19 protein-coding genes are annotated in these 24,944 nt (G+C 61.7%); 12 read left to right on the top strand and 7 right to left on the bottom strand.

The annotated features are described in order from the left end of the window. Positions 1-11 precede the first annotated feature (11 nt). Positions 12-869: a VOC family protein gene (locus ACFE72_RS05870; RefSeq protein ID WP_375412126.1), complete on the top strand. Its 858-nt coding sequence runs from the start codon at positions 12-14 to the stop codon at positions 867-869. Here the strand turns inward: ACFE72_RS05870 and ACFE72_RS05865 are convergent. The 4 genes from ACFE72_RS05865 to ACFE72_RS05850 are packed head-to-tail and all read right to left on the bottom strand — an operon-like array spanning position 859 to position 6,362. Continuing rightward, positions 859-2,253 carry a M20 family metallopeptidase gene (locus tag ACFE72_RS05865; RefSeq protein ID WP_375412125.1) on the bottom strand — a complete coding sequence of 465 codons (1,395 nt, stop codon included), beginning with the start codon at positions 2,251-2,253 and terminating at the stop codon, positions 859-861. The two genes, ACFE72_RS05870 and ACFE72_RS05865, sit on opposite strands and share 11 nt — an antisense overlap. Before the next feature lie 31 nt (positions 2,254-2,284). Continuing rightward, positions 2,285-4,336, bottom strand: a complete 2,052-nt coding sequence (locus ACFE72_RS05860) for a bifunctional aldolase/short-chain dehydrogenase (protein ID WP_375412124.1) — start codon at positions 4,334-4,336, stop codon at positions 2,285-2,287. A gap of 15 nt (positions 4,337-4,351) precedes the next feature. After that, entirely contained in the window at positions 4,352-5,461 is a 1,110-nt protein-coding gene (gene mtnA, locus ACFE72_RS05855) for an S-methyl-5-thioribose-1-phosphate isomerase (RefSeq protein ID WP_375412123.1), read from the bottom strand. Between the two features lie 25 nt (positions 5,462-5,486). After that, positions 5,487-6,362 (bottom strand): S-methyl-5'-thioadenosine phosphorylase, encoded by an 876-nt coding sequence (locus ACFE72_RS05850; RefSeq protein ID WP_375412122.1) that lies wholly within the window; start codon positions 6,360-6,362, stop codon positions 5,487-5,489. A gap of 243 nt (positions 6,363-6,605) precedes the next feature. Here ACFE72_RS05850 and ACFE72_RS05845 point away from each other — a divergent pair, with 243 nt between their 5' ends. The 11 genes from ACFE72_RS05845 (at position 6,606) to ACFE72_RS05795 (ending at position 21,398) form a co-directional block, all read left to right on the top strand. Next, positions 6,606-7,637, top strand: coding sequence for a TRAP transporter substrate-binding protein (locus ACFE72_RS05845; RefSeq protein WP_375412121.1), 1,032 nt, complete (start codon positions 6,606-6,608; stop codon positions 7,635-7,637). Between the two features lie 121 nt (positions 7,638-7,758). Further along, positions 7,759-9,606 carry a TRAP transporter large permease subunit gene (locus tag ACFE72_RS05840; RefSeq protein ID WP_375412120.1) on the top strand — a complete coding sequence of 616 codons (1,848 nt, stop codon included), beginning with the start codon at positions 7,759-7,761 and terminating at the stop codon, positions 9,604-9,606. A 29-nt stretch (positions 9,607-9,635) separates the two neighbouring features. Beyond that, positions 9,636-10,613: an NAD(P)-dependent oxidoreductase gene (locus ACFE72_RS05835; RefSeq protein ID WP_375412203.1), complete on the top strand. Its 978-nt coding sequence runs from the start codon at positions 9,636-9,638 to the stop codon at positions 10,611-10,613. Positions 10,614-10,830: 217 nt separating this feature from the next. Further along, positions 10,831-12,699: a DNA helicase RecQ gene (gene recQ / locus ACFE72_RS05830; protein ID WP_375412119.1), complete on the top strand. Its 1,869-nt coding sequence runs from the start codon at positions 10,831-10,833 to the stop codon at positions 12,697-12,699. 121 nt (positions 12,700-12,820) lie between these two features. After that, entirely contained in the window at positions 12,821-14,215 is a 1,395-nt protein-coding gene (locus ACFE72_RS05825; protein ID WP_375412118.1) for an ABC transporter substrate-binding protein, read from the top strand. Positions 14,216-14,238: 23 nt separating this feature from the next. Beyond that, complete coding sequence (locus ACFE72_RS05820; protein WP_375412117.1) at positions 14,239-15,156, top strand: carbohydrate ABC transporter permease; 918 nt, start codon at positions 14,239-14,241, stop codon at positions 15,154-15,156. Beyond that, positions 15,153-15,992: a carbohydrate ABC transporter permease gene (locus tag ACFE72_RS05815; protein WP_375412116.1), complete on the top strand. Its 840-nt coding sequence runs from the start codon at positions 15,153-15,155 to the stop codon at positions 15,990-15,992. The genes ACFE72_RS05820 and ACFE72_RS05815 overlap by 4 nt, the downstream gene beginning before the upstream one ends. After that, positions 15,989-17,041 carry an ABC transporter ATP-binding protein gene (locus ACFE72_RS05810; RefSeq protein WP_375412115.1) on the top strand — a complete coding sequence of 351 codons (1,053 nt, stop codon included), beginning with the start codon at positions 15,989-15,991 and terminating at the stop codon, positions 17,039-17,041. The genes ACFE72_RS05815 and ACFE72_RS05810 overlap by 4 nt, the downstream gene beginning before the upstream one ends. Before the next feature lie 47 nt (positions 17,042-17,088). Continuing rightward, on the top strand, positions 17,089-17,835 hold the full coding sequence (locus tag ACFE72_RS05805) for a GntR family transcriptional regulator (protein WP_375412114.1): 747 nt from the start codon (positions 17,089-17,091) through the stop codon (positions 17,833-17,835). Between the two features lie 45 nt (positions 17,836-17,880). Then, a complete protein-coding gene (locus ACFE72_RS05800) occupies positions 17,881-19,521 on the top strand; it encodes an arylsulfatase (protein WP_375412113.1) in 1,641 nt (546 codons plus the stop codon). A gap of 56 nt (positions 19,522-19,577) precedes the next feature. After that, positions 19,578-21,398, top strand: coding sequence for a chloride channel protein (locus ACFE72_RS05795; protein WP_375412112.1), 1,821 nt, complete (start codon positions 19,578-19,580; stop codon positions 21,396-21,398). A 10-nt stretch (positions 21,399-21,408) separates the two neighbouring features. On the opposite strand, the gene ACFE72_RS05790 is transcribed toward ACFE72_RS05795, so the two are convergent. From ACFE72_RS05790 to ACFE72_RS05780, 3 genes are read right to left on the bottom strand one after another with little or no spacing between them, the layout of a single operon-like run. Continuing rightward, positions 21,409-22,131: a GntR family transcriptional regulator gene (locus ACFE72_RS05790; RefSeq protein WP_375412111.1), complete on the bottom strand. Its 723-nt coding sequence runs from the start codon at positions 22,129-22,131 to the stop codon at positions 21,409-21,411. 46 nt (positions 22,132-22,177) lie between these two features. Further along, positions 22,178-23,773: a GMC family oxidoreductase gene (locus ACFE72_RS05785; RefSeq protein ID WP_375412110.1), complete on the bottom strand. Its 1,596-nt coding sequence runs from the start codon at positions 23,771-23,773 to the stop codon at positions 22,178-22,180. An 18-nt stretch (positions 23,774-23,791) separates the two neighbouring features. Beyond that, positions 23,792-24,919, bottom strand: a complete 1,128-nt coding sequence (locus ACFE72_RS05780; protein ID WP_375412109.1) for a mandelate racemase/muconate lactonizing enzyme family protein — start codon at positions 24,917-24,919, stop codon at positions 23,792-23,794. Between the last annotated feature and the right edge of the window lie 25 nt (positions 24,920-24,944).

Below are 24,944 nucleotides of genomic sequence, written 5' to 3'. Positions count from 1 at the left end.
GCAACAGAAGAGTGACACTCAAAAATATCATCGGAATCGACCACGCCGTCGTCGTGGTCGGGGACCTCGATAAAGCTGCCGAAAACTGGAAACGGCTTGGTTTCACCGTGTCGCCGCGCGGCACGCACAGCGTCAAGATGGGATCGGGCAACTACACCATCATGCTCTATCCCGACTACATCGAATTGCTCGGCGTGCTCATCGAAACAGACCATAATATGCCGACCCGCAGGTTTCTTGCGCAGCGCGGCGAAGGCATCGAGCGGATCGCATTCACCGCGGTCGACGCTGCCGCCGGCGCTGAGGAAATTCGCTCCCGCGGTTACCAGCCGATCGGTCCGATCGATTTCGAGCGCCCGGTAACGATGCCGGACGGCAGCCTGTCGGCGGCCAAATTCAGAATATTCCAATGGCCGATCGCCGAGGCCCCCGGCGGACTTCGCATTTTCGCTTGCCAGCACAAGACGCGGGAAACCGTCTGGATTCCGGAACTCATCAGGCACGCCAACGGCGCCAAACGCCTCAAGCAGGCGCTGGTCGTTTCACCGGAAGCGGCAAAGGACGCTGCGCATATGGCGCGCATGATCAATCGCGACGTTCGCACTGAGCCGGATGGCGCAGTCGCGGTGCCGTCGGGTTCGGACCGCGCCGATTTCATATTCCTCTCAAAAGATCAATTGGGCCGACGCTATCCCGACGTCTCGCTGGCGGGACTCCCGGAGCGCGGCGGCGCCGGACTGGTGCTTGCAACCAGTGACCTTGCATCCACGGAGAGGGCGGTCGAAAGCGCCGGCGTTCGCAGCGCCGGCGCCGTGTGCGTCGCGCCATCCGCTGCCAACGGCACGTTGCTGGCCTTCGTCACCGACTGAGAACGCGCGAACGCGGCATTTCGCCGAGATCCCAGAACAACCCGGCCATGATGCCGAGCGCTTCCTCGGTAACCGACAGAAGAATATGCTCGTCGGGTGCGTGCTGGGAGCAGCCCGGATAGGAGTGCGGCACCCAGATCGTGGGCAGGCCGAGCGTATCCGAAAACACGTCGTTAGGCAGCGAGCCGCCGAAATTCGGCAGCACGGCCGGCTGTTTACCGGTCGTGCTCCGGATCGAATTGACCGCCCAGTCGACCCAGGGGCTGGCGAAATCCGTCCGTGACGCCGCGAAGCTTTGGGCCGCACTCACGGCTACGACGGAAAAGCCGCGCCGTTCGAAATGCCGGCGAATGGCTGGCAGCACCTGATCGGTCCCGGTGCCGACCACGAAGCGGAGTTGCAGGACAGCCTGCGCCTGTCCCGGAATGGCATTTGCCGGACTCTTGATGTTGCCGGACGACATCGCCAGCACCTCCAGCGTATTCGCCGCATACAACCGTTCCGCGGCTGATAACCCTTCTTCGCCCCAGTCGGAAGACACATCCGGTTCGCCGGGCACCGGCTCGATCTTCACATCGGCAAGCAGTACGCGGATTTGATTGGAAATCCGCGGCGGCTTCAGGTCGTCCAGCAGCAGACGCCCCTTTCCATCAACAAGCGACGCAATCGCGGCGCTCAGAATAGTGGCGGCGTTGGCGAGAATTCCGCCCCAATTGCCGGAATGGTGCGAACCGTCGCGCAGATCGACATCGAGATGAATTCGCAGCCCTCCACGGCAGCCGAGAAATATCGTGGGACGATCCGCCGACAGCCGCGGTCCGTCGGAGGCCAGAAATAGATCGGCAGCCAGTTCGTCGCGCCGCGATTCGCAGACTTGCCGCAAGTCCGGAGAACCGATCTCCTCACCCATCTCGACGATGAATTTTGCATTGAAGCCGAGCCGACCGCCCCGAACTTCGCGAACCGCGCGCAGGGCCGACAGATTGATGCTATGCTGCCCCTTATTATCCGCAGTACCGCGCCCATAAATTCTGTTCCCGACCTTGGTTGCCCGCCACGGATCGAGGCTGTCGCGCCACTCGCTTTCCATGCCGTCGACGACATCGCCGTGCCCATACATGAGAACGGTCGGCGCGGACGGATGTTCGCGGTACTCGGCCAGAAGATACGGGCTTTTGCCGCTCGGCGATTCGATCAATCTGGCGGAAAAGCCAAGCTCCGAAAATGCCTGCTGCAGTTCATGCTCCAGATAGGCGCGCATCGCGTCGGCTCGATCCGGATTCTGGCTTTCGGTCCTGTAGGCAATCCTGCGGTCGAGCTCGGCAAGGAATCCGCCGGAGTGAAAGTACTGGCCTGCACGATCAATAGCTTCATCCCTGCTCATGATGGTCGATCCCTAGAATGCGCGGGTGCCGTCACCGCAGCGCGGCGGCGATATTGCCGCCATCGACGGTGGTCACGTCGGCGGTGGTCTTGAGCGCGAGCGCCTGGGCCAGGAATGCCTGCGCTACATCCTCGGCCGCCACTTCCCGGCCAAGGAGATTGCCCCGCATGTAATCCTGTTCGCTGACGCCGCGCGCGCTTGAGCGTGAGGCGATCATCTGCTCGGTAAGCAGTCCGGAACGGATCCGGTCGGCATTGACGGCATTGGCGCGAATACCTTCGCTGCCGTAATCGACTGCATATTGCCGCACCAGAAACAGCGTCGCCGCCTTCGGCAGGCCGTAAGGGCCGAAACCGGGTCCGGGATTGACGGCCTGTTTGGAAACATTGAACAGCAGGCAGCCGCCGGTGCCCTGTGCCCGCATGATCCCAACTGCGGCCTGCGCCACGCGCTGGTGGCCGTAAAAATTGAGTTCGAAGCTTTGCCGCAGCACCGCCTCGTCGACTTCGCCGATCCGGCCTTGCCAGGCAGCGCCGGCATTCGACACGGTGATGTCGACCCCGCCGAATGCGGATGCCACCTGTGCGAAGGCATCCCGCACCGACGCTGCGTCGGTGACGTCGCACCGCAGCCCGAGGGCCGCGCCGCCGATCGCCCTGGCTTTGGCTTGCGCCGCCGCCTCGTCGATATCCAGAAGCGCCACTTCCGCACCTGCCGCCGCAAACGCCTTGGCGGTGGCAAACCCGATTGCCCCGGCCGCGCCGGTAATGACGGCCACCTGTCCCGCAAGGGGCGGCTCCTTGGCGCTGCTCAGCTTTGCCTGCTCGAGCGACCAGTATTCGACGTCGAACAGATCGGACTCCGGCAGCGGGTCGAAGCGGCCGACCGCCTCGGCATCGGTAATGGTGGCAACGCCGGCCTCGGCAAGATCGGCGGCGATCTTTGCCTCCTTTTTGCTGCGGCCGAGGCCGAACAGGCCGACAGCGGGGACCAGTACAACTCTCGGCATCGGGTCGAGCATGGTCTTGATCCCGCCGACCCGCGCGTTGTTGCGGGTGAAGTAATCCCGGTAGCGCTCGGCATAGGACGCAACGGCGGTGCGGACCGACGCGCCGAAATCGGTGAGCGCGCCATCATCCGGCGCCGCGACCGCAAGCGGCAGATTCTTGATGCGGATGTTGTGGTCCGGCGTCACCACCCCAGCCTGGCCGTAGCGTGCGACTTCGGCGCCGTTGACGAAGCTCATCACCGCGTCGGACCCGCGGAATTCGAGGACGAAGCGCTTCCAGGCTCCGTCGATGCTGCCCGGCAGGCTGCAGGCGCCGCGGACGATGGGCGCCACCTCCGCTACCCGCGCCGGGCGGGCCGGCAGCCGTGTGCCGGCGAAGGCCGGCCTGCGATTCTTCGTCAGCCGCTGCTCGGCCGACGTCACCAGCGCGATCATGCGCTCGTAGGATTCCCGCGCATCGGCGCCGAAGCTGAAAATGCCGTGCTTGACGAGGATCAGGCCTTCGACGGAAGGATTCGCATCGAACACGTCAGCCGCAGCTTTCGCCAGACCAAAACCCGGCATCAGATACGGCACATAACCGACGCGCGTGCCATAGACCTCGCGGCACAGCGCTTCGCCGTCGGGCTGGTCGGTGAGCGCGAGCACCGCCGTCGAATGGGTGTGATCGATGTACTTGTGCGGAATGAACGCATGCAGCAGCGTCTCGACCGAAGGATTCGGAGCCGTCGGGTCGATCAGGTTGGCGCGTTGCAGGCGTACCATCTCCTCATCGGACAGCGCCTCACGCGCGCGAAGTTTTATGAGCGGCGCGAGCCGGACCGCCGGCAGGCCCGCAGGCTCGATCGAGCCCATATCCCAGCCGGAGCCTTTGACGCACAGAACGTCGACGGCGTCGCCATTGAGGTCGGCGGCGCGCGTCTTCACCGAGGTATTGCCGCCGCCATGCAGCACCAGGCGCGGATCCCGGCCGAGCAGACGCGTGGTATATACCCGGAGCGCGACATCGCGGCCGAGGTTTTCATAGGCTGCGACCGCCGCATCGGCGTCGCTATCGTTCCAGCCGCTCTGCATGCGCTTGTCTTAACCTCATTCGGCGGCAGCGGTCACGCGCTCGGGAAATGCCGCCAGCAGCGCGGCGCGATCGGCCTCGAGTACGCCGCGCTCGGTAATCAATCCGGTCACCAGCCGCGCCGGTGTGACATCGAATCCGTAATTGGCGACCGGTGAGCCGTCAGGAAGAATGCGCACGGTTTCCATCCGCCCGTCGGCGGTCCGCCCCGTCATAGTCGTAACCTCTTCCGCAGCACGCTGCTCAATCGGGATCTGGCGCACGCCGTCATCGATACTGAAGTCGATGGTGGGCGACGGCAGCGCGACATAGAACGGCACGCCGTTATCGTGCGCGGCAAGGGCCTTGAGATAGGTGCCGATCTTGTTGCAGACGTCACCGTTCGCGCTCACCCGGTCGGTGCCGACGATCACAAGATCGACCATCGCATGCTGCATCAGGTGACCGCCGGTGTTATCCGGAATAACGGTGTGCGGCACGCCGTGATGGCCGAGCTCCCAGGCAGTGAGCGAAGCACCCTGGTTGCGCGGCCGCGTCTCATCGACCCACACGTGGACGGCAAGGCCTTGATCATGCGCCAGGTAGATTGGCGCGGTGGCCGTGCCCCAATCGACGGTTGCAAGCCAGCCGGCATTGCAATGGGTCAGCACGTTGACGCGCTCATTCGGCTTCTTCATCGCGGCGATTGCTTCGATCAAGGCAAGACCATGCTGGCCGATGCCCTTGTTGATGGCGATGTCCTGCTCGGCAATCCGCGCGGCGCGAGCATAGGCCGCCTCAGCCCGCTTCGAGGGGGGCAGTGGCCGCAACACGGATCGCATTTCGTCGAGCGCCCATGCCAGGTTGATCGCCGTCGGTCGCGTCGCGATCAGCGTCTTGCAGGCGGAAACGAGCGCCGCATCCGAACCGTCAGCGCGCATCGCCAGCGCCACCCCATAGGCGGCGGTGGCGCCGATCAGCGGTGCGCCGCGCACCAGCATCGACCGGATCGCGTCAGCGGCGGCATCACACGTGGTCAAGCGCGCGGCGACAAAATCATGCGGCAGCCGCCTCTGGTCTATCGCGCCGACCGACCAGCCGTCCGGCTCGAGCCAGATGCTGCGGATATGTTTGCCTCTGACCTTCATCGCGTCCCTATCGTCTGGATCAACCTCACGCCCGCAGGATCCGCCCCGCCACCGCATCGAGCTTCTTCAGCAGCTCAGGATCGCGCGCTTCCGGTGCGGTGATCAAGGCGGTGTCAAGCGCGCGGTCAGAGCCAATCGGGCATGGCTCATGTTCCCGCGGAAAATCCCTTGCAAGCCGCGCGACCAGTCCTTTCGCCTTGTCCGCATTCGAAGTCAGCACCTGGATGATGTCCTGCACCGTCACCGCGTCGTGGTCGGGATGCCAGCAATCGAAATCAGTCACCATGGCGACCGTCGCGTAACAGATCTCCGCCTCGCGGGCGAGTTTTGCTTCGGGCATATTGGTCATCCCGATCACCGAATAGTCAAGGTTCTTGTAAGTCACGCTTTCAGCGTAGCTCGAGAATTGCGGACCCTCCATGCAGATATAGGTGCCGCCGCGCGCGATCGCGATACCCTCGGCCTCGGCCGCCGCCGCAAGACGGAAGCGCAGCCGCGGCGATACCGGGTGCGCCATCGATACATGCGCAACGCAACCTTTGCCGAAGAACGAACTCTCGCGTTTGTAGGTACGGTCGACGAACTGATCGACCAGCACGAAGGTGCCGGGCGGCAGTTCCTCTTTGAACGATCCGCAGGCCGACAATGAGACGAGATCGGTTACGCCGGCACGTTTCAGCACGTCGATGTTGGCGCGGTAATTGATGTCCGATGGCGACAGCCGGTGGCCCTTGTCGTGGCGAGGCATAAACACCACGGTTCGGCCGGCGATGCTGCCATGCCGCACCGGCGCCGACGGCTCGCCCCACGGGCTGCGAATTGTCTCCTCGCGGACGTTCTCCAGCCCCGGCAGGTCGTAGATGCCAGACCCGCCAATAATGCCAACAACCGCTTTGGTCATGATTTTCCTTTCGCCTGTCCGGTATCCCGATTCAGCACGCCGGTGAAGCATCCACAACGTATTTCAGTTTCGCCGCGGCTGGTGGCACCATCGACCCTTTGCCGTGTCCAACGCACCAACTTCTCGAATATCCCCGCCCTTGCAAGAGGCTTCCGTTTGGTCCTACATTTATGATCAATGGCAAGCGAACGCCCGCGAACAATCAAGTGCGGCGCGAGAAAAGCGCGCTCCGGAGGAAGCATCATGAAGACCGTGCCGGTCAGCCGCCGCGTGTTGCTGAAATCCTCGAAGGCAATGGCTGCATGGCTTGCTTTTTCGCCCACATTGATCGGGCGCGCGCAAGCTGCCACGACGAAGCTGAAATGTTCATCGTCGCTTCCCAACGATCCCAAATATGCCAACGGCCGCGTTTATTACGACAACCTGGTCAAGAACCTGAAGGCCAACGGACTTGGCGAGCAGATCGAAGTCACCTTTTTTCCCGACAACCAGCTCGGCCAGGAGATCGACGTCATCAATTCGGTGAAGCTCGGCGTGATCGACCTGATGGTGTCGGGTTCGTCGATTTCGGCCAACCTCGTTCCCCTGGTCGGGACCTTCGACCTTGGCTACTTGTTCTCCAGCTATCAACAACAGACCAAAGCATTCGACGCCGGCGCCTCGAGACCGATCGAGGAGGCGCTGCTGAAAGGCGCCAATATCCGGATCATCTCGTGGGCGTATAATTTCGGCGCCCGCAGCGTGCTCGCAAAGCGGCCGGTGAAGACGCCGGAAGACCTCGCCGGCCTCAAGATCAGAACCCTGCCCAATCCCATTATCACCGAATGCCTTCGGCTGATGGGCGCCGCCGCGACGCCGCTGGCGTTCGGTGAAATCTATACGGCGTTGCAGGCCGGCGTGCTCGACGGGCTCGAACACGACCCGCCGACCATCCTCGCCAGCAAGTTCTATGAAACCTCGAAGCACTACGCGCTGACGCAGCATATCTTCTCACCGCTGGCGACCTATTTCAGCGATGCGACGTTCAAGCGCATGGATCCGACATTGCGCGAGGGATTCCTCGATGCCGCAGGCAAAGCGGGTGCGGATACGCGCGCCCACGGCCTTGCGATCGAGAAAGAAGCGCTTGCGCTTCTTGTTGACAAGGGCGTGACCGTCGTCGAATGCGACAAGGAAGCTTTCCGCAAGCGCGTTCTTCCGCAAACCGACAATTTCATAAAGGCTCGACCGGAGGCAAAACCCGTCGTGGACATGATCCGCGCGACATTGGCTTGACAGTCTGACCCAGAATGCATCCGGTTGGAATTGAACTCGTCATGCCCGGGCTTGTCCCGGGCATCCACGTCTTGTTTCCTTATGGGACCGGCAGACGTGGATGGCCGGGACAAGCCCGGCCATGACGGAGAATAAAACGAGCCCCGGCCATCGGATCATAATCCCGCTGCTGGCACTCAGCGACGGGGTGGCGGCGATTCTTCTTGCCGCCGACCTGGTGGTTGTCTGCGGTTCGGTGCTGCTGCGGTTCCTGTTCAATGCTCCCGTCGAATGGGCCGACGATGTCGCGCGCGGTCTGATGGTCGGATCGAGTTTCTTCGGCGCCGCCAGCGCGCTTGCCCGCAGCGAAAACCTCGGCGTGGCCTTTTTTATCGACATGCTCCCGGTGGCCGCGCGCCGCGTTGTCGATTCGGTGGGGGCACTGCTGGTGACCGTGATCTCGGGGTATGTGGCGTTCAACGCCATCAAGCTCGGCTGGCTGACCACCGGGCAGACTTCCGGCTCCGGCCTGCCTCTGGAACTGACGTTTTATCCGATGGGTGTTGGCGCGCTGGTCATGACGATTTTCGCGGTCGATCTTTTTTGCCGGCGTGCCCGCCGCGACATGATCGCCGGAATGGTCGCGACTGGCCTGATCGCCGCACTTTATCTGGCGTGGGATTTCGCGGCTCCGGGTTCGGTGCCGGCGTCGGGAACGCTGATGCTGGCCGGCTTTTTCGTCACGCTGTTCGGCGGGCTGCCGATCGGCTTTGCGCTCGCGCTGGCCGCACTGACATTCATCTGGATCGAAGGCACGCTGCCGGGCGTCATCTTCGCACAGCAGATGGCGCGCGGCATCGACAATTTCGTCCTGCTCGCGATTCCCTTCTTCATTCTCGTCGGCTATCTCATGGAAGCCAATGGCATGTCGGTTCGCCTCATCGAACTGCTGCAGCGCGCGGTGGGAACGCTGCGCGGCGGCCTCAACGTGGTCATGGTAACGTCGATGGTGCTGTTCTCCGGCATCTCCGGCTCCAAGATGGCCGACGTTGCCGCCGTTGGATCGGTGTTGATTCCCGCGGCCCGCCGCTCCAGACAGAATCCGGGCAGCGCGGTCGCCCTGCTGGCCGCCTCGGCGGTCATGGCGGAAACCATTCCTCCCTGCATCAATCTAATCATCCTCGGCTTTGTCGCGAACCTGTCGATCGGCGGCCTGTTCGTCGCAGGGCTCCTACCGGCAGGATTGATGGCACTGGCCCTCATCGCGGTATCGATCATCTTCGGAAAGCGTCCGGCGCCTGCCGACGAAATCGAGCCGCGAATTCCGATGTCGGGGCTTTGGAGTGGCGCGATCGCGTCGTTCGGATTGATTTTCATGATTTTTGCTGGTTTCAAAAGCGGATTTGCGACCGCCACTGAAATTTCGGCGTTCGCCGCAGTCTATGCCATCGTGATCGGCAGCCTGGTGTTCGGCGAACTCGGCTTGGCGACTGCGGCGTACAGCTTCGTGCAGGCGGCGACGCGCTCCGGGCTGGTGTTGTTCATCGTCGCGGCGGCACAGTCGCTCGCATTCATCCTCACATTGCAGCAAGTGCCGCATGCCGTCGGCGACATGATGCTGGCGCTGTCCGGCACACATGGCAGATGGTTGTTCATGCTGGCGTCGATCGCCGTGCTGATCGTGATGGGCTCGGTGCTGGAAGGTGCCGCGGCGCTAATCATCTTCGGACCGCTCCTCCTGCCGGTCGCGGTCAAGCTCGGCATCGATCCGCTGCATTTCGGCGTGGTGCTGGTGATTGCGATGGGGCTCGGCCTGTTTGCACCGCCGCTTGGCCTCGGCCTCTACGGAGCCTGCTTGATCGGCAACGTTCCGATCGAACAGACCGTCAAGCCGATCATGGGCTATCTCGGATTGCTGTTATTGTGTCTGCTGGTGATTGCCTTCGTTCCCGCCATCAGCACGGCCTTGCCGCGCGCTTTCGGTTATTAAATCCCGCTCCAGGGGAGGCCGGCATGACGTTGAAGGTTCTGCTGACCCACACGCCGCAGGCGCGCCTCCAGTATTACGGCGAGCGCAGCCTGAACGGCCTGCACGCAGTGGCGCAGATAACTTTGCACGAAGCTGACGAAGCGCTGAATGCAGCCGGCCTGATCTGCGCTGCGCGCGATGTCGATGTCATTCTAGCCGACCGCTTGACGGAAGGACCGGGCGAAATTTTTTCGCAGCTTCCAAAGCTGCGCGCATTCGTGCGCTGCGCGGTCGATATCCGCAACATCGACGTCGGCGCGGCCTCCGCTGCGGGCGTGCTGGTCACGCGCGCCGGGCCCGGTTTTGTTCACTCCGTCGCCGAACTGGCGATCGGCTACCTCGTGGACCTGGCGCGCGGGATATCCCGGGCAACGGCCGATTACCATGCCGGGCGGCAGCCGGAAATCATGATGGGGCGGCAGTTGGCGGGCAGCAGCCTTGGTATCATCGGTTACGGCAGCATCGGCCAGACACTTGCCCCGATCGGTCTTGCGCTGGGCATGGAGGTCCTGGTGGCCGATCCATTCGCAATTGTGAACGATATGAGGATAACGCATATGCCGCTTGAAGATCTTCTTGAGCGTTCCGACTACGTCGTCTGCCTGGCGGTAGCCAACGAACAGACGGAGAATCTGATCGGACAGGCCGCGCTGGCGCGCATGCGGCCTCACGCGTTTTTTATCAATCTGTCCCGCGGCAATCTGGTCGACGAAGCCGCATTGACCGCCGCATTGCGCGAGAAACGCATTGCCGGGGCGGCACTAGATGTCGGCCGCGCGCGCGACCAGATGCCGACGCCGGAATTGGCGAGGCTCCCAAACGTTATCGCGACACCGCACATCGGCGGGCTCACTCCGCCGGCGATCGAGAGTCAGTCGCTGGAAACCGTTCATCAGATTACAGCGATTACCCGCGGCGGTATCCCGCCGGGCGCCGTCAACGCCGATCATTGGACGCGCCGTCCCTGAGCGGCTTCGAAGCAGGCAAACTCACACCGAGTAAAGCCGTGCGGCGGTCTCATAAAGGATCGCGGCCTGTTCTGCTTCGCCGAGGTGGCAATTGGCAGTAGCGCCTCCGGCGGGTATTTGCTCTAACCGATTTGGGATCGAACGTTGAGCGGCCCGAATCAGGAAAATACCTGTCATGATCGGTGGCTGACTTCCTATTGAGATTGACCGAAGCCGCATGTCTGTTTCCGCTACTGCCTCAGCTCAGGAACGCGAGCCTCGCGACGCCCTTTCCGTCCTGAATTCCGTGTTCGGCCTCCCCGCCTTTCGCGGTGCCCAGGAACGGATCGTCGGGCACGTCGTGGACGGCGGCAATTGCCTGGTGCTGATGCCCACCGGCGGCGGCAAGTCGCTGTGCTATCAATTGCCGTCGCTCTTGCGCGAAGGCTGCGGCATCGTGGTCTCGCCGCTGATCGCGCTAATGCGCGACCAGGTCGCCGGGCTGCTAGAGGCCGGCGTCAAGGCGGCGGTCCTGAATTCCACGCTGTCTTATGACGAAGCCGCCGCAGTGGAGCGGCGGCTGCTCGCGGGCGACCTCGATCTGCTTTACATTGCGCCTGAACGGCTGCTGACACCACGCTGCCTCGCTTTGCTCGACCGCGCGAAAATCGCGTTGTTTGCGATCGACGAGGCCCACTGCGTATCGCAATGGGGGCATGACTTCCGCCCGGAATACATCGGCCTGTCCATGATCGCCGAGCGCTTTCCCAATGTACCGCGCATCGCGCTTACGGCCACGGCCGACGACGTCACACGAAAGGAAATCATCGATCGGCTCGGGCTTGCCGGCGCGCCGAGCTTCGTCGCGAGTTTCGATCGCCCAAATATCAGATATGAAATCGTCGACAAGCAGAATGCGCCGGCGCAGCTCGAGGCTTTCATTACAGAGCGCCACGCCGGCGATGCCGGCATCGTCTATTGCCTGTCGCGCGCCAAGGTCGAAGATACCGCCGCTGCGCTGACGTGGGCCGGCATGCGCGCGCTGCCCTATCACGCCGGCCTCGATGCCGATCTGCGCGCCCGCAACCAGGACCGTTTCATCAACGAGGACGGAGTCGTGATCGTCGCCACGATCGCGTTCGGCATGGGCATCGACAAACCGGACGTGCGTTTCGTCGCGCATCTCGACTTACCGAAAAGTATCGAGGCCTATTATCAGGAAACCGGGCGCGCGGGGCGCGACGGCAAACCGTCGAGCGCATGGATGGCGTTTGGCCTGTCCGACATTGTCCAGCAGCGCCGTATGATCGACGAGTCCAGCGGCTCCGAAGCGTTCAAGCGGGTGTCGGTCGGCAAGCTTGACGCGCTGGTGAGTCTCGCCGAAACTACCCAGTGCCGCCGCACTCGCCTGCTCGGATATTTCGGCGAAACGCCTGGCGCCGACAAATGCGGCAACTGCGACAACTGCCTATCGCCGCCGGTGGTTCGTGACGGCAAGGTCATCGCGCAAAAGCTGTTGTCATGCGTCTATCGTACCGGGCAGCGCTTCGGAGCCATGCACCTGATCGATGTTCTGGTCGGACGCCTCACAGACCGCGTCAAGCAATTCGGCCATGACAAGCTGACCGTTTTTGGCATCGGCCGCGAACTCAATGAAAAGCAGTGGCGCGCCGCCATACGCCAGTTGCTGGCCATGGGCCATCTTCGGTCCGACAGCGAAGCCTTCGGCGCCCTGAAGCTGACGGAATCGGCGCGCGGCGTGTTGAAGGGCGAGACCGGGGTGATGCTGCGCGAGCAACCCGCCAGTTCCCGTAATCGTGCAAACAGAACCAGATCGAGGCGCGGCGACCTTGTTGCAGGGGCCAACGGCCGGGGCGAAACCAGCAATCTAACTCTGGTCGGCGCACTCAGGGCATGGCGTTCCGAGGTGGCCCGCAAGCGCGGTGTGCCGGCCTATGTCGTGCTGCACGACTCGACGATCGACGGCATCGCGACGCAGCATCCGACGACGCTCCAACAACTCCACGGCATTCCCGGCATTGGCGACAAAAAGCTCGAACATTATGGAGCCGAACTGATTGCGCTGGTGAACGCGGCGGAAGGGTGATCCATCTGCGGCCGATGGAAAGCGCTGCTCGTCCCATCGCCTCGCGGTTTGACATGTTATAACATTTCGATAACGTCCTAACTTAATCGGCAAAAGCCGCAATCCAGGGAGGACGAGGGAAATGAAGTCATTGACGCCCACGCGGCGCACATTCCTGAAGGCAGGCACCGCCGCAACGGCGCTGATAGGTCTGGCGCCGGCCGTGTTTCGCCAAGCGGCGGCGCAGGATGCCGATCTCGCACCGTACAAATCAGCCAAGATCGACTGGCAGCAGGTGGCCGGTGAAACCATCACGGTTGCCGTTATTCCGGCAAGCTATTTCGAAAACCTGATCACGATCGCGCCGCAGTTCAAGGCGCTGACCGGTATCGACGTCCGCTTCGAGAAAATCCCGCCCGCGCAGATCCGGCAGAAGAGCGTCATCGATCTCACCTCGAAGACCGGAACCTATGCGACCCACGCCGCCGACCCGATGTATTATTCGCTTTACGCCGCGAACAGATGGATCGACCCGCTCGACAGCTACCTTGCCGATAAATCCCTGACCGACGCCGACTGGTTGAATTTCGATGACATTATTCCCGCATGGCGCACGGCCGATAGCGTCGATGGCAGGCTTTATGGCGTGCCGTACGACGGCGAGGTTACTATCCAAGTCTACCGCAAGGACTTGTTTGACGCGAAGGGCCTCAAGCCGGCCGATGATCTCGAAACCTTCGTTTCCAATGCCGCCTCGCTGAATACACCGAACGATCGTATCTGGGGCACGGCGTTGCGCGGGGTCGCCGGCGCCGGCCAGAACATGTATATTTATCCCTCCATCTTCCGTGAGTTCGGAGGGGAATGGTTCAAGGGCGGCAAGCTCACGGTGAACGGATCCGAAGCTGAAGCCGCACTTGCCTGGTATGTCGACCTGATGCGCAAATACGCCCCGACGGCGGCGGCAAACTGGAACTGGCCCGACATTGCGGACGCATTCTCGCAAGGAACGGTTGCGTCCTACATCGATGCGCATTCCTCGGCATCAGTCGTCAACAATGCTGAAAAATCAAAGGTGATTGGCAAGATCGCCTATGCGCGTTGGCCCAAAGGCCCGTCCGGCAAGCGCGTGACATCGATCTGGAACTGGGGTTTCCCGATCAACGCCGCGCTTTCCGACAAACGGAAGAAAGCCACTTGGCTATTCATCCAGTGGGCCGCGAGCGCCGAAACCCAGGCGCGTACGGCGCATCGTTTCGCGGGACCTGCGAAACGTTCGGGCGTCAACCGGACTTCGATCTGGCGCGATCCGGAATACGTCAAGCTCATGAACGGCTTTGGCGATAATTTCGTCGAAGCCACAATGCAAACGCTACAAGGCGACACCGATGTCGATTGGCGTCCGCGCGTACCGCAATGGCCCGCGATCGGCGATACCATGGCAACGGCGGTCCAGTCTGCATTGTCCGGTCAAGCCACCGTCAAGGCAGCACTTGACGAAGCTCAACGCCGCGTCGAACCGATGATGCGCAGCTGACTTTGAGGAAGCCTGCGACAACGATGGTCCCTGCCGCCGGCGGCGCGGCCGCCTCGAGCGATCTCGGCCGCGTGCTCGCGCAACGCGAGCGCCGGTTTGCGGCGGCGCTGCTGGCGCCGGCATTCCTTGCGCTGTTGGCAACGACAACCTTCCCCCTGATGTTTCTGCTTTGGACCAGCGCGTTCCGGATGGACCTGGCGATGCCATTTGCGGACGGTTTTGCCGGCTTCGACAATTATCGTACCCTGTTTGTCGACCAGCGTTTCTGGTCGTCGCTGCTGGTCAGCCTGAGTTACACCGGCTCGACTGTCGTGCTGCAGGTCGGGCTTGGGCTGGCGCTGGCCTTGCTGGTGATGGACATGAAGCGCGGCCAAAGCTGGTTTCGCCTCATTGCCATCCTGCCGGTGGTGCTATCGCCCGCCGTTGTCGGAATGATCTGGCGCACCTTCATGCTGGCGCCGGAATTCGGTATCGTCGACTACCTCGCGGTCAACGCCGGCCTCGGCAGCAAGAACTGGCTCGGCGACCCCCTGCTCGCCATGATTTCGGTGATCGTCATCCATACCTGGCAATGGACCCCCTTTGCATTCATGGTGCTGCTGGCAAGCCTCGCGTCTCTGCCGGAAGACATTTATGAAGCGGCGCGGCTGGACCGCGCCAGCGCATGGCAGCGGTTTCGGCGCATCACCCTGCCCCTGCTGCGGCCTGCGATCGTCATGGTGGTAATCATGCGCACCATGGTGGCGCTGACGGCATTCGCTGCGATCTTCACGGTTACCGGCGGCGGGCCGGGCACCGCGACGGAAATTCTCAACCTGTATGCCTACCGGAAATCCTTCACCGAACTATCGATCGGTTATGGTTCTGCGCTTGCGGTCGCCCTTCTCGTTGTGACCATTCTGATCTCGGGCATGCTGTTCGCGTTGCGGAGAGCGAAATGACGGTAAAACATTTTCGCCTGATTGCTGCACTGGTGACCTCGATGGTTTTCCTGCTGGCTTGGTCATTTCCTATCGTCTGGAGCGTATTGAATTCGCTAAAAAGCGACCGCGACGTATTGGCCTATCCGCCAAAGCTCATCTTTTCCCCGACCTTCGACGCCTATCGCGACGTGCTGTTCGGCTCGTCCTCGATCCTGCCGAATCTCGTCAGCAGCTTCATCATCTCGATCGGAACCACGGTTATCACGATGCTGATGGCGGTGCCGGCAGCCTATGCGCTGGCGCGCTTACGTTTTGGAGGTAAGAAATTCGCAGGCTTTTATGTGCTCACTACCCAAATGCTGCCGCCGGTCGGCATCATCATCCCCTACTTCCTGATCCTGCGGAATATCGGCTGGATCGACACCTATCACGGCATTATCCTGATCTACCTGTCGTTCTCGCTTCCTTTCGCTATCTGGCTGCTGGTTTCGTATTTCGAGGACATTCCCTTCGAGATGGAAGAAGCCGCCTATCTCGATGGCGCCGGCCGGCTGCGCACGCTGTGGCGGATCATCATCCCGCAAGTGAAGGGCGGCATTGCCGTGACCATCGTTTTCGTCTTCCTCAATGCCTGGAACGAATTTCTGTTTGCGGTCGTGCTCAGCGGCAACACGGTACGGCCGGTCACGGTCGCGATGTTCAACTTCGTTTCCGTTGAACAAACCTTGTGGGCCAAGCTCGCTGCGGTTTCGGTGCTGGCAATGCTGCCCGTGGTCTTGCTCGGCGTCATCGCGCAAAAGAATATTGTCAAAGGTCTTACCGTCGGAGCAGTCAAGGGCGGAGGACGTCGATGAACCGCCGGGGTCAAGTACGATTTGAGAATATCGTCAAGATGCACGGTGATTTTGCGGCGCTGAAAGACGTAAGCTTTGCGATCGAATCCGGCGAGTTCTTTGCGCTGCTCGGCCCTTCCGGCTCCGGCAAAAGCACCACACTGCGAATTTTGGCGGGGTTGGACGCGCCGACTTCGGGTCGCGTGTTCATCGATGGCCAGGACATCACGGCGTCGGACGCCCGCGACCGCGACATTGCCATGGTGTTTCAAAGCTACGCGCTTTATCCCCACATGACCGTCTACGAAAATATCGCCTTTCCGCTTGAAATGGCGAAACTATCGAAGGCAGCAATTGGTCCGGCGGTGCAGGAGGCCGCGCGCAAAGTCGCGATCGACCATCTCCTCGATCGCAAGCCCGGCCAACTGTCGGGCGGCCAGCAGCAGCGTTGCGCGCTGGCTCGCGCCATTGTCCGTAAAGCCCGCCTGTTTCTGCTTGACGAGCCGCTGTCCAACCTTGACGCCAAATTGCGACTGGAGACCCGCACTGAACTGAAGAAGCTGCAGCGCTCGCTGGGCGTAACGGCCGTTTATGTGACACATGACCAAGAGGAGGCCATGACGCTGGCCGACCGCATGGCGGTTTTCATGGCCGGCCAGATCCAGCAGACCGGCCGGCCTGCGGAAGTTTTCGCCCGGCCGAACTCGATCGACGTTGCTGCCTTCATCGGCAGCCCGCCGATGAACCTGATTCCCGCCCGTTATAGCAGCGGCAGCGTCGAGATCGCCGGCTCTCGCCTCGAGACGAGCCAAAAAGAAGCCGGTGATCGTGACGTGGTCGTCGGCATCCGGCCCGGCGCGGTCCGAATCGCCGCGTGCGGAATTCCGGCGACAGTGGAACTGGTCGAAGATCTCGGCGATACCGCAATCCTTGATCTCGATTGCGGCGGCACCTTCATTCGCGCACGCATCAGCGACGGCGATATCCCGCACGAAGGAGCGGCGCTGTCGATCACCGCCCGCGCCCACGACATTCATCTGTTCGATCCAACGACACGCAGGCGGTTATGATGACTGCGGTGAGACGTTTGCATTATCAAAAGCGTATAGCGGGCGCCATGAGAGACGCTCAAGAGCCGGCGTCAACCAGTTCCAGGCCGCTTCACATCCAGGTCCGCGAAACCATACGCCGTCAGGTCAGGGCCGGCGAACTGATCGACGAGACCGGGCGGCTGATGACGGAGGCCGAGCTCGGAAAACACTTTGGCGTCAGCCGCATCACCATTCGAAATGCCATCAAGCCGCTGGTCGACGAAGGCATGTTCGAACGCGAGCGCGGGCGCGGCACGTTCCTGCGCACCAACCAGCCGGAAAACTGGGTGGGGCGGCTGATGGGTTTCTCCGAGACCATCAAGGACGCCGGCTATCGACCGGGCGCAAAGATCCTGCTGCAGGGGATGACCAATAGTCACGACGCCGAAGTCCGCAATCAATTAAGGGAGCGTGCCGTCTGGCAGCTCAAGCGCGTCCGCCTTGCCGACGACATTCCAATCGCGATTGAGCACGCCTTTTATCCCCCCGACATCGGGCTGGAATTGGAGAAACGTGATCTCACTTCGATCGTTATGTATCGTGTGTTCGAGGCCGAAATCGGCTTCGAAATCAAGGAAGCGACGCAGACAATCAGCGCTTCGCTCGCGGACACCACCAGCGCCAAACTTCTAGGAGTGAAGGCCGGCAGCCCGTTGCTATCGATCGAGCGCCTTACCGTGAACACGGACGGACGGCCGCTGGAACTGCTGCGTTCGGTCTATCTGCCGAACTATTTTCGCCTCAGCATCAATCTCACAAGGCGCCGTTCCTGACTGGTAACACCCCGAATACCCCCGTATCAACAAGGATCAAGAACCATGCCAAATGGCAAAGTACCGGACAGCCCCAACATTCTGATCATCCTCAACGATGACATGGGATTTTCCGATATCGGCTGCTACGGCGGTGAGATCGAAACGCCTAACCTCGACCGCCTTGCCGCCAACGGGCTTCGCTATTCCCAATTCTACAACACGGCTCGCTGCAGCCCGTCGCGTGCGTCGCTGCTGACCGGCCTGCATCCGCATCAGACCGGAATCGGAATTCTCACTTACAGCAATGGACCGGAAGGTTATGCCGGCAATCTGAACAAGAGCTGCGTTACCGTGGCCGAGGTTCTCAAGCAGAAGAACTACACGACATATCTCAGCGGCAAGTGGCACATCTCCAGCAGCCTGACTGAGCCGACCGATGCTTGGCCGCTGCAACGCGGCTTCGACTACTTCTTCGGCACCATCATCGGCGCCGGAAGTTTCTATAACCCGAACACGCTGACGCGCGGTAATGACAATATCGAACATGAGGCCGAAAATGACCCGGCCTTTTTCTACACAGATGCGATCAGCGATCAGGCTGCCGCCTATATTCGCCAGCACAGCACCGCCAGCCCGGATACGCCATTCTTTCAATATGTCGCCTTCACGGCTCCGCACTGGCCGCTGCACGCGCATCCGGAAGACATCGCAAGGTATAAAGGCCGATTTGACGAAGGTTGGGACAGCTTGCGCACACAGCGGCTGAAGCGGCTTGTCGATGATGGCATCATCCATCCGAACTGGCAATTGACGGATCGCGATCCGACTCAGCCGCCATGGACCGAGGCGGAGAATCGCGAATGGACGCTGCGCTGCATGGAGGTCTACGCCGCCCAGATCGATCGCATGGATCAGGGAATCGGCCGGATCATCGCGGCACTGGAGGAAACGAATCAGCTTGAAAACACGCTCATCATCTTCCTGTCCGATAACGGCGCATGCGCCGAGGATATTCCGGACAGCGTCACCGCGCGTGAATTGGTAGATCAATTGATGATTGCGAAGGCAAAGACGCGGACCGGTAAACCGGTGCGTTTCGGCAACGATCCGTCACTGATGCCCGGCGGCGAAGACACCTATCAGAGCTATGGTACCGCGTGGGCCAATCTCTCGAACGCGCCGTTCCGCCTCTACAAGCACTGGGTCCACGAAGGCGGCATTGCCACGCCCTTCATCGTTCACTGGCCGCGCGGCATCAAGGATGGGGGCGGGCTACGGCACAATCCCGGCCAGTTGCCTGATATCATGGCGACCATAATTGACGTGACTGGTGCGACCTACCCAACGGTTTTCGACGGAAACGACATCCTGCCGTGCGAGGGCGAAAGCCTCGTACCTTCATTTGCGGCGGGGTATGGCGGCCGCAGCCCGCTGTTCTGGGAACACGAAGGCAATGCCGCCATGCGTAGCGGAAAATGGAAACTGGTGCGCAAATATCCCGGTCCATGGGAGCTCTATGACATGGAGGCGGATCGGACCGAAATGCAGGATCTGGCCGCCCAGCACCCGGAACGGGTTCGAGAGATGAGCGAAAAATACAGCGCCTGGGCAAATCGCTGTGGCGTGATCCCGCGCGAGAAAATTCTCGAATTGATGAAGGCGGAAGGCGGTACGGCATTCTGGGAAGAAGAGAAACAGGCCTAAAGGCTGCGGAATTGCCAAAAATGAGCATGGAGCGCGATACGCATCGCTGATTTGATATGACCGACGACGCAGCGGCGGGACACGTCAGGGTTTCTCCGCCGGAGCCGGCTAAGAAAGCAGCCATCGCCGGCCACTATCTGTTGCCCGCGAGCCTGCGCAACTTCGTCCGCAACCGCGAAACCGGCGTCGTCACGGTCGCTATCGTAATCGGGCTTCTGAGCGGGCTGCTTGTTGCGACTATCGCGAAATTGAGTGAGATCGCGCATGGACTTTTGTTCGATATTCCATTCGACGCCCATCTGAGCGCGACCGGCGTCATCTCCTGGCAGCGCACGCTGCTGGTCCCGATCCTCGGCGGGGCGGTTCTTGCGGCGATCGGAATGTTTTTTGCTCGCCGGCTCAAGGGACAGCAACTGGCCGACGCAATCGAGGCCAATGCGCTCTACGGCGGGCGTGTCTCCTTTCGCGGCAGCCTGCTGATCTCGATGCAGACCCTGCTCTCGAACGGTTTTGGCGGATCGGTCGGCCTTGAAGCAGGCTATACGCAAATTTGCGCGGCTTTCGGCTCTCATATCGGCCAGCGGCTGGCGGCGCGCCGCAGCGATATGCGGCTGCTGGTGGCCTGCGGCGCAGCGGGCGCCATCAGCGCCGCATTTTCGGCCCCGCTCGCCGGTGCGTTCTTCGCATTTGAAGTCGTGCTCGGCGCATATACCTCGGCAGGCCTGGTGCCGGTCATTGCCAGTTCTGTTGCTTCCTGGCTTGTCGCGCGACAGCTGACCCATCAATCGTTCCTGATGGTTCCCGGATTCCCCTCTCCGGTCTCCGTCGAAATGATCGGCCAGACCGTCCTGATCGGCATCATCTGCGCGTTTGCCAGCATTGTCGTGATGCTGGCGGTGGCCTTATCCGAGCGCTGTTTTCAGCGGGTGACACTCCTGAACGGTTTGCTGAGGCCGGTGCTCGGAGGCGTGCTGCTCGGCGCTCTCGCGCTGCTGACGCCAACGGTGCTCGGCGCCGGACATGGGGCAATGCAAATACTGCTCGTGAGCAACCCGACCTGGCTGCTGCTGACGACGACGATCGCCCTCAAGACCGTGGCATCGGCGATATCGCTGGGATCCGGGTTTCGCGGCGGACTGTTCTTCGCATCGCTGTTGCTGGGCGCGCTGATCGGCCAGCTCTACAGTACCGTGCTGAGCGTGCCCTTTCCGAACCTTGCGCTGCAGCCGGGAACCGCCGCCATCGCAGCGCTGGCAGCGCTCGGCACCGGCGTGCTCGGCGCGCCGTTCAGCATGGTTTGCCTGGCGCTCGAGATTACCGGCGATTTTTCCGTGACCGTGGGCGCCGTGGTCGCCTCGTCGGTCAGCGCCCTGATCGTCAGAGAATTGTTTGGCTATAGTTTCGCAACGTGGCGGTTTCATCTGCGCGGCGAAGTCATTCGCGGGCCCCAGGATGTCGGCTGGATTCAGCAGTTGAGCGCCACGTCGCTGATGCGTTCGGATTTCGAGAACGCACTGAGCACCATGCCGATCACCGAGGCCCAAAAGCTGTTCTCCCCCGCCCGGGTCAAGCAGATCGTATTGCGCAATCCGGAGGGAAGCTACGCCGGTCTGGTTTCGTCAGCCGATCTGCACTCGATCGCAGCCATTGACAACCTCCCGTTAGCGACGCTGGCGCAGCAGAGCGACGAATTCCTGCTTCCCGACGCCACGATTCGCGACATCATGGCGGCCTTCGAGCGAACCGAAGCCGACGTTCTCGCCATCGTAGCCCGCGCCGACCACCCGGTTGCGATCGGGACCGTCAGCGAGGCGCATGTTCTGCGCACCTATGGCGAAGAGCTTGAGCGGCGCAATCAGGAACTGTTCTTCCGATGAACGGTGTATTTCAAGGCCGCAGATCCATATCGATTCGGATAAAATCTCCGCGATAGGTCACTTCCCCGAGGTAAACGACGGTTTGGTCTGCGGTCGTGAAAACCCGCCGGACTTCGGCGACCGGAGAATTCAAAGGAATCTGCAGCAGCTTCGCTGCTTCCAGATCCGCTGTCCCGATGGTCAGCGTCTGCCGCGCACTGCTGATGGCAGGATCGCGCAGATCCTTAAGAATCGGTATTACAGTTTCGGTACGGAAACGCGTTGGAGATTTCCGGAACAGCTTTTCATCGAGGTAGATCGAAATCACGCAATACGGCCGCCGATTGCGCGAGTGCACGCGACGCATGAAGACGTAATGCGCCGCGGCCTTTCCATCCTCGGGAAGCAGGGGCGCATCGGTGCGGCTTTCCGAAATGTTGATGATCTCAGGCGAGGTGTCGCGATAGACCTCGGCGAGGTCGGCCAGCGTAGTTTCGACCTTGAGCCACCGATCCTGCTTCAATGTGCCGGTGATAAAGGTGCCGCGGCCCTGTTGCGCTTTGAGCATCCCTTCGCGCGCCAAAAGGCCGACGGCCTGCCGGATGGTGACGCGCGAGACGCCGAATTCGGCGGCAAGCACCTCGTTGGCCGGCAGCCGCAAACCGCGCGGCCAGGTTCCGCGAGCGATCCGCTGCCGGAAAACATCGGCGATCTGCGCATATTTTGGAACATGGCTGTTGGAAATCAGGTCCATTTACGCGATCCCAAAACTGAGCCCGCAAACACCGGGACGATGCCGCTTATAACATTACCAGGGCGGCGCCCTTTTCCCCGATCATCAAGCTGCTCGCATTGGTATTGGCGGACGTGATGCGCGGCATCACGGAGGCGTCGATCACGCGCAGGCGCTCGACGCCACAAACGCGCAGCTGCGAATCGAGCACCGATTTCTCGTCGCTTCCCATTCGGCAGGTGCCGACGCAGTGAAACACCGTCCCGCCAGTACTGCGGGCAAAATCCCAAAGGCCGGCCGGGCTGTTGACGGCCTCGCCAGGAACCATCTCGACATCCCACAGATCGCGGAACGATGCCTGCCGGTAGATGTCGCGCAATATTTTCAGGCCCGCAACGATCGTCTTGCGGTCGATCTCCTTGGCAAAGTAATTCGGCTCGATGCGCGGCTGATCGAACGGATCGGTCGAGCGGATCGCTAGCTGTCCGCGCGATTCTGCGTGGCATTGCCAGACCGATGCCGTAAACCCGGAATAGCTGTGCAAGGGATCGCCGGGTTTGTCGACCGACAGCGGCATCACGTTGAACTGAACATCGGGGCGCCCGCCAACGGCATATTCCGTGCAAGCAGCGCCGCCGACCTGCCCCGCACCCGCGGTCAGCGGACCGCGGCCCGCGAACATCCACTGCAAGCCCATCTTCGCAAGCTCAACCGGATTGCGGACCTGATCGTTGAGAGAGTTCCGCTGCTTCAACCGTACAATCAGACGCGCCTGATAGTGGTCCTGCAGGTTGCGGCCGACCTCCGGCGCGTCGGCGACCACGGGAATGCCGAGCCCGCGCAACAGCGCCGAAGGACCGACACCGGAAAGTTGCAGCAGTTGCGGCGATTGCAGCGCGCCGGCCGACAACACGACTTCGCGGTCGGCTGCTGCATCGAACGTCCGGCCGTTTTGAATCCATTCCACGCCGACGGCAATGCGCCCTTTGAACAGCACCTTGCTGACCTGCGCGCCGACGATCACGGTCAGGTTCGGTCGATGCTCGGCTGGGCGCAAAAACGCCGACGCCGAACTGGTTCGCCAGTGCCGACCGATCCCGAGCTGATAGCTGCCTACGCCGAGCGTAGTCGCGCCGTTGAAGTCCGGATTGCGCGGAAGGCCAAACTCCACACCGGCATCCACCCACGCCGCGGACGCGCGATTGCCGGTGCGAAGGTCCGAAACCTCGAATTCACCAAGGCCGCCGTGATACTGGTTTTCGCCGCCGGAATAACGTTCGTACCGGCGGAAGTACGGCAGCAGTTCGCGATAGCCCCACCCCTTGGCGCCGAGCCGCTCCCAATCGTCGAAATCCTCGTGCTGACCGCGAATGAAAATCAGGCCGTTGATCGAAGACGATCCGCCGAGCACGCGGCCGCGCGGCCAGACGATCGGCCGACCGCCGGTAGTCTCGCTCGGTTCGGTCCTGAACAGGCGGGAAAAGCGCTCGTTATAAATCGTCCGATAATAGCCCACCGGCAGCTTCAGCCAGAAATTGCGGTCGGATCCTCCCGCCTCAAGCAGCAGCACGCGACACGACGGATCGGCGGACAGTCGATTCGCGACCACGCAGCCGGCCGACCCGGCCCCGACGATGACGTAGTCATATCCCTGTGCAGCCATCCAAAGCTTCCCGTCGGGTCAGGCTGTCCGATACTGCTCGATCGAAGCCAGGTCCGGCTCGATTCCGAGGCCTGGATCGTTGTCCAGCGTCACCATGCCGTCCGCGATGTTGAGGATGGGACCGCAGAACAGGTCGCGCAACGGATTGTCGTTTGAATCGACCTCCAGCCATCCGTCGCCGCCGACCCCCGCCAGCAAATGGGCCGATGCGAGCAGGCCTATGCCGCCGCCAAGAAAATGCGGACAGAAAATCTTGCCGGATTTCAGGATGTCGCGCGCAATGCCGGAGCAGACGCTGAAACCGCCCCATTTCGCGATATCGGGCTGTACGACGCGCAGGACGTCGTCGCTCACGACCTGCTGGAAACCGGCGCGGCTTGCAATGTTTTCTCCTGCGGCGAGAGGAATCTCGGTGCCCATGTGCAACGTCTGCCATTCCTGCCACGACCGGTCGGCGCGGATTGGTTCTTCGAGCCATGCAAGTCCGAACCGGCTGAGATGCGGCGCCACCTCAAGCGCTTGCTGCGTTGACCACGCCTGATTGGCGTCAGCCGCCAGCATGCCATCGCCTACCAGTTGGCGAAGGGACCCCAGGTTGGCGCAGTCGTTTTTGAGATCGAAACCGACCTTCAGTTTCAACGCGCGATGCCCCCGGCTCAAGGCGGCTTCGGCCATTTGCCGCGAACCCATAGGATTAATGCCGCTGCCGTACACTTTGATCCGGCTGCGGGCGCCGCCAAGCAGCTTCCAAAGCGCTGTGCCGCATCGCCGCGCGAAAAGATCCCAAACCGCAAGATCAATCCCGGCGATCGCTTGCGCGAAAGGGCCGGGCTCGCCGGATTGCAGCGCAAGCACGGAAGTGACTTGTGTCAGATGTTCGAATATATCGGCGGGCTCGCTAGCGGCAAATCCCGTCAGTGCTGGCGCCAACACCTCATTTACAAGACGCGCCCGGTGTTCAGCGCCGGTTGACGGAAAATTTGCCCAGACCTCGCCCCAGCCGATATGGCCGTCATGGTCTTCAACGCGAACGAACACGGCCGGTCGGTTCAGCATGCGGCCGAACGAGGTCACCACCGGAGTCGACAACGGATAGCGATAACAGAAGGCTTCGAGCTTACGGAGGGCGAAAGTCTGCGAGATCATTTGGCAATCCGAACAGCGATTCGTA

Source organism: uncultured Bradyrhizobium sp. (assembly GCF_964252615.1).
GTDB lineage: Bacteria > Pseudomonadota > Alphaproteobacteria > Rhizobiales > Xanthobacteraceae > Bradyrhizobium.
The sequence above is the reverse complement of the archived record's forward strand: the minus strand, read 5'-3'. Positions and strand labels throughout refer to the sequence as shown.

What these genes read in the sequence shown, in the direction of transcription:
- ACFE72_RS05800 (WP_375412113.1), top strand. Translation starts at nt 17,881, where the DNA reads ATGCCAAATGGCAAAGTACCGGACAGCCCCAACATTCTGATCATCCTC.
- ACFE72_RS05785 (WP_375412110.1), bottom strand. Translation starts at nt 23,773, where the DNA reads ATGGCTGCACAGGGATATGACTACGTCATCGTCGGGGCCGGGTCGGCC.
- ACFE72_RS05780 (WP_375412109.1), bottom strand. Translation starts at nt 24,919, where the DNA reads ATGATCTCGCAGACTTTCGCCCTCCGTAAGCTCGAAGCCTTCTGTTAT.
- ACFE72_RS05865 (WP_375412125.1), bottom strand. Translation starts at nt 2,253, where the DNA reads ATGAGCAGGGATGAAGCTATTGATCGTGCAGGCCAGTACTTTCACTCC.
- mtnA (WP_375412123.1), bottom strand. Translation starts at nt 5,461, where the DNA reads ATGAAGGTCAGAGGCAAACATATCCGCAGCATCTGGCTCGAGCCGGAC.
- ACFE72_RS05860 (WP_375412124.1), bottom strand. Translation starts at nt 4,336, where the DNA reads ATGCAGAGCGGCTGGAACGATAGCGACGCCGATGCGGCGGTCGCAGCC.
- ACFE72_RS05810 (WP_375412115.1), top strand. Translation starts at nt 15,989, where the DNA reads ATGAACCGCCGGGGTCAAGTACGATTTGAGAATATCGTCAAGATGCAC.
- ACFE72_RS05805 (WP_375412114.1), top strand. Translation starts at nt 17,089, where the DNA reads ATGAGAGACGCTCAAGAGCCGGCGTCAACCAGTTCCAGGCCGCTTCAC.
- ACFE72_RS05815 (WP_375412116.1), top strand. Translation starts at nt 15,153, where the DNA reads ATGACGGTAAAACATTTTCGCCTGATTGCTGCACTGGTGACCTCGATG.
- recQ (WP_375412119.1), top strand. Translation starts at nt 10,831, where the DNA reads ATGTCTGTTTCCGCTACTGCCTCAGCTCAGGAACGCGAGCCTCGCGAC.
- ACFE72_RS05850 (WP_375412122.1), bottom strand. Translation starts at nt 6,362, where the DNA reads ATGACCAAAGCGGTTGTTGGCATTATTGGCGGGTCTGGCATCTACGAC.
- ACFE72_RS05820 (WP_375412117.1), top strand. Translation starts at nt 14,239, where the DNA reads ATGGTCCCTGCCGCCGGCGGCGCGGCCGCCTCGAGCGATCTCGGCCGC.
- ACFE72_RS05845 (WP_375412121.1), top strand. Translation starts at nt 6,606, where the DNA reads ATGAAGACCGTGCCGGTCAGCCGCCGCGTGTTGCTGAAATCCTCGAAG.
- ACFE72_RS05825 (WP_375412118.1), top strand. Translation starts at nt 12,821, where the DNA reads ATGAAGTCATTGACGCCCACGCGGCGCACATTCCTGAAGGCAGGCACC.
- ACFE72_RS05790 (WP_375412111.1), bottom strand. Translation starts at nt 22,131, where the DNA reads ATGGACCTGATTTCCAACAGCCATGTTCCAAAATATGCGCAGATCGCC.
- ACFE72_RS05840 (WP_375412120.1), top strand. Translation starts at nt 7,759, where the DNA reads ATGACGGAGAATAAAACGAGCCCCGGCCATCGGATCATAATCCCGCTG.
- ACFE72_RS05795 (WP_375412112.1), top strand. Translation starts at nt 19,578, where the DNA reads ATGACCGACGACGCAGCGGCGGGACACGTCAGGGTTTCTCCGCCGGAG.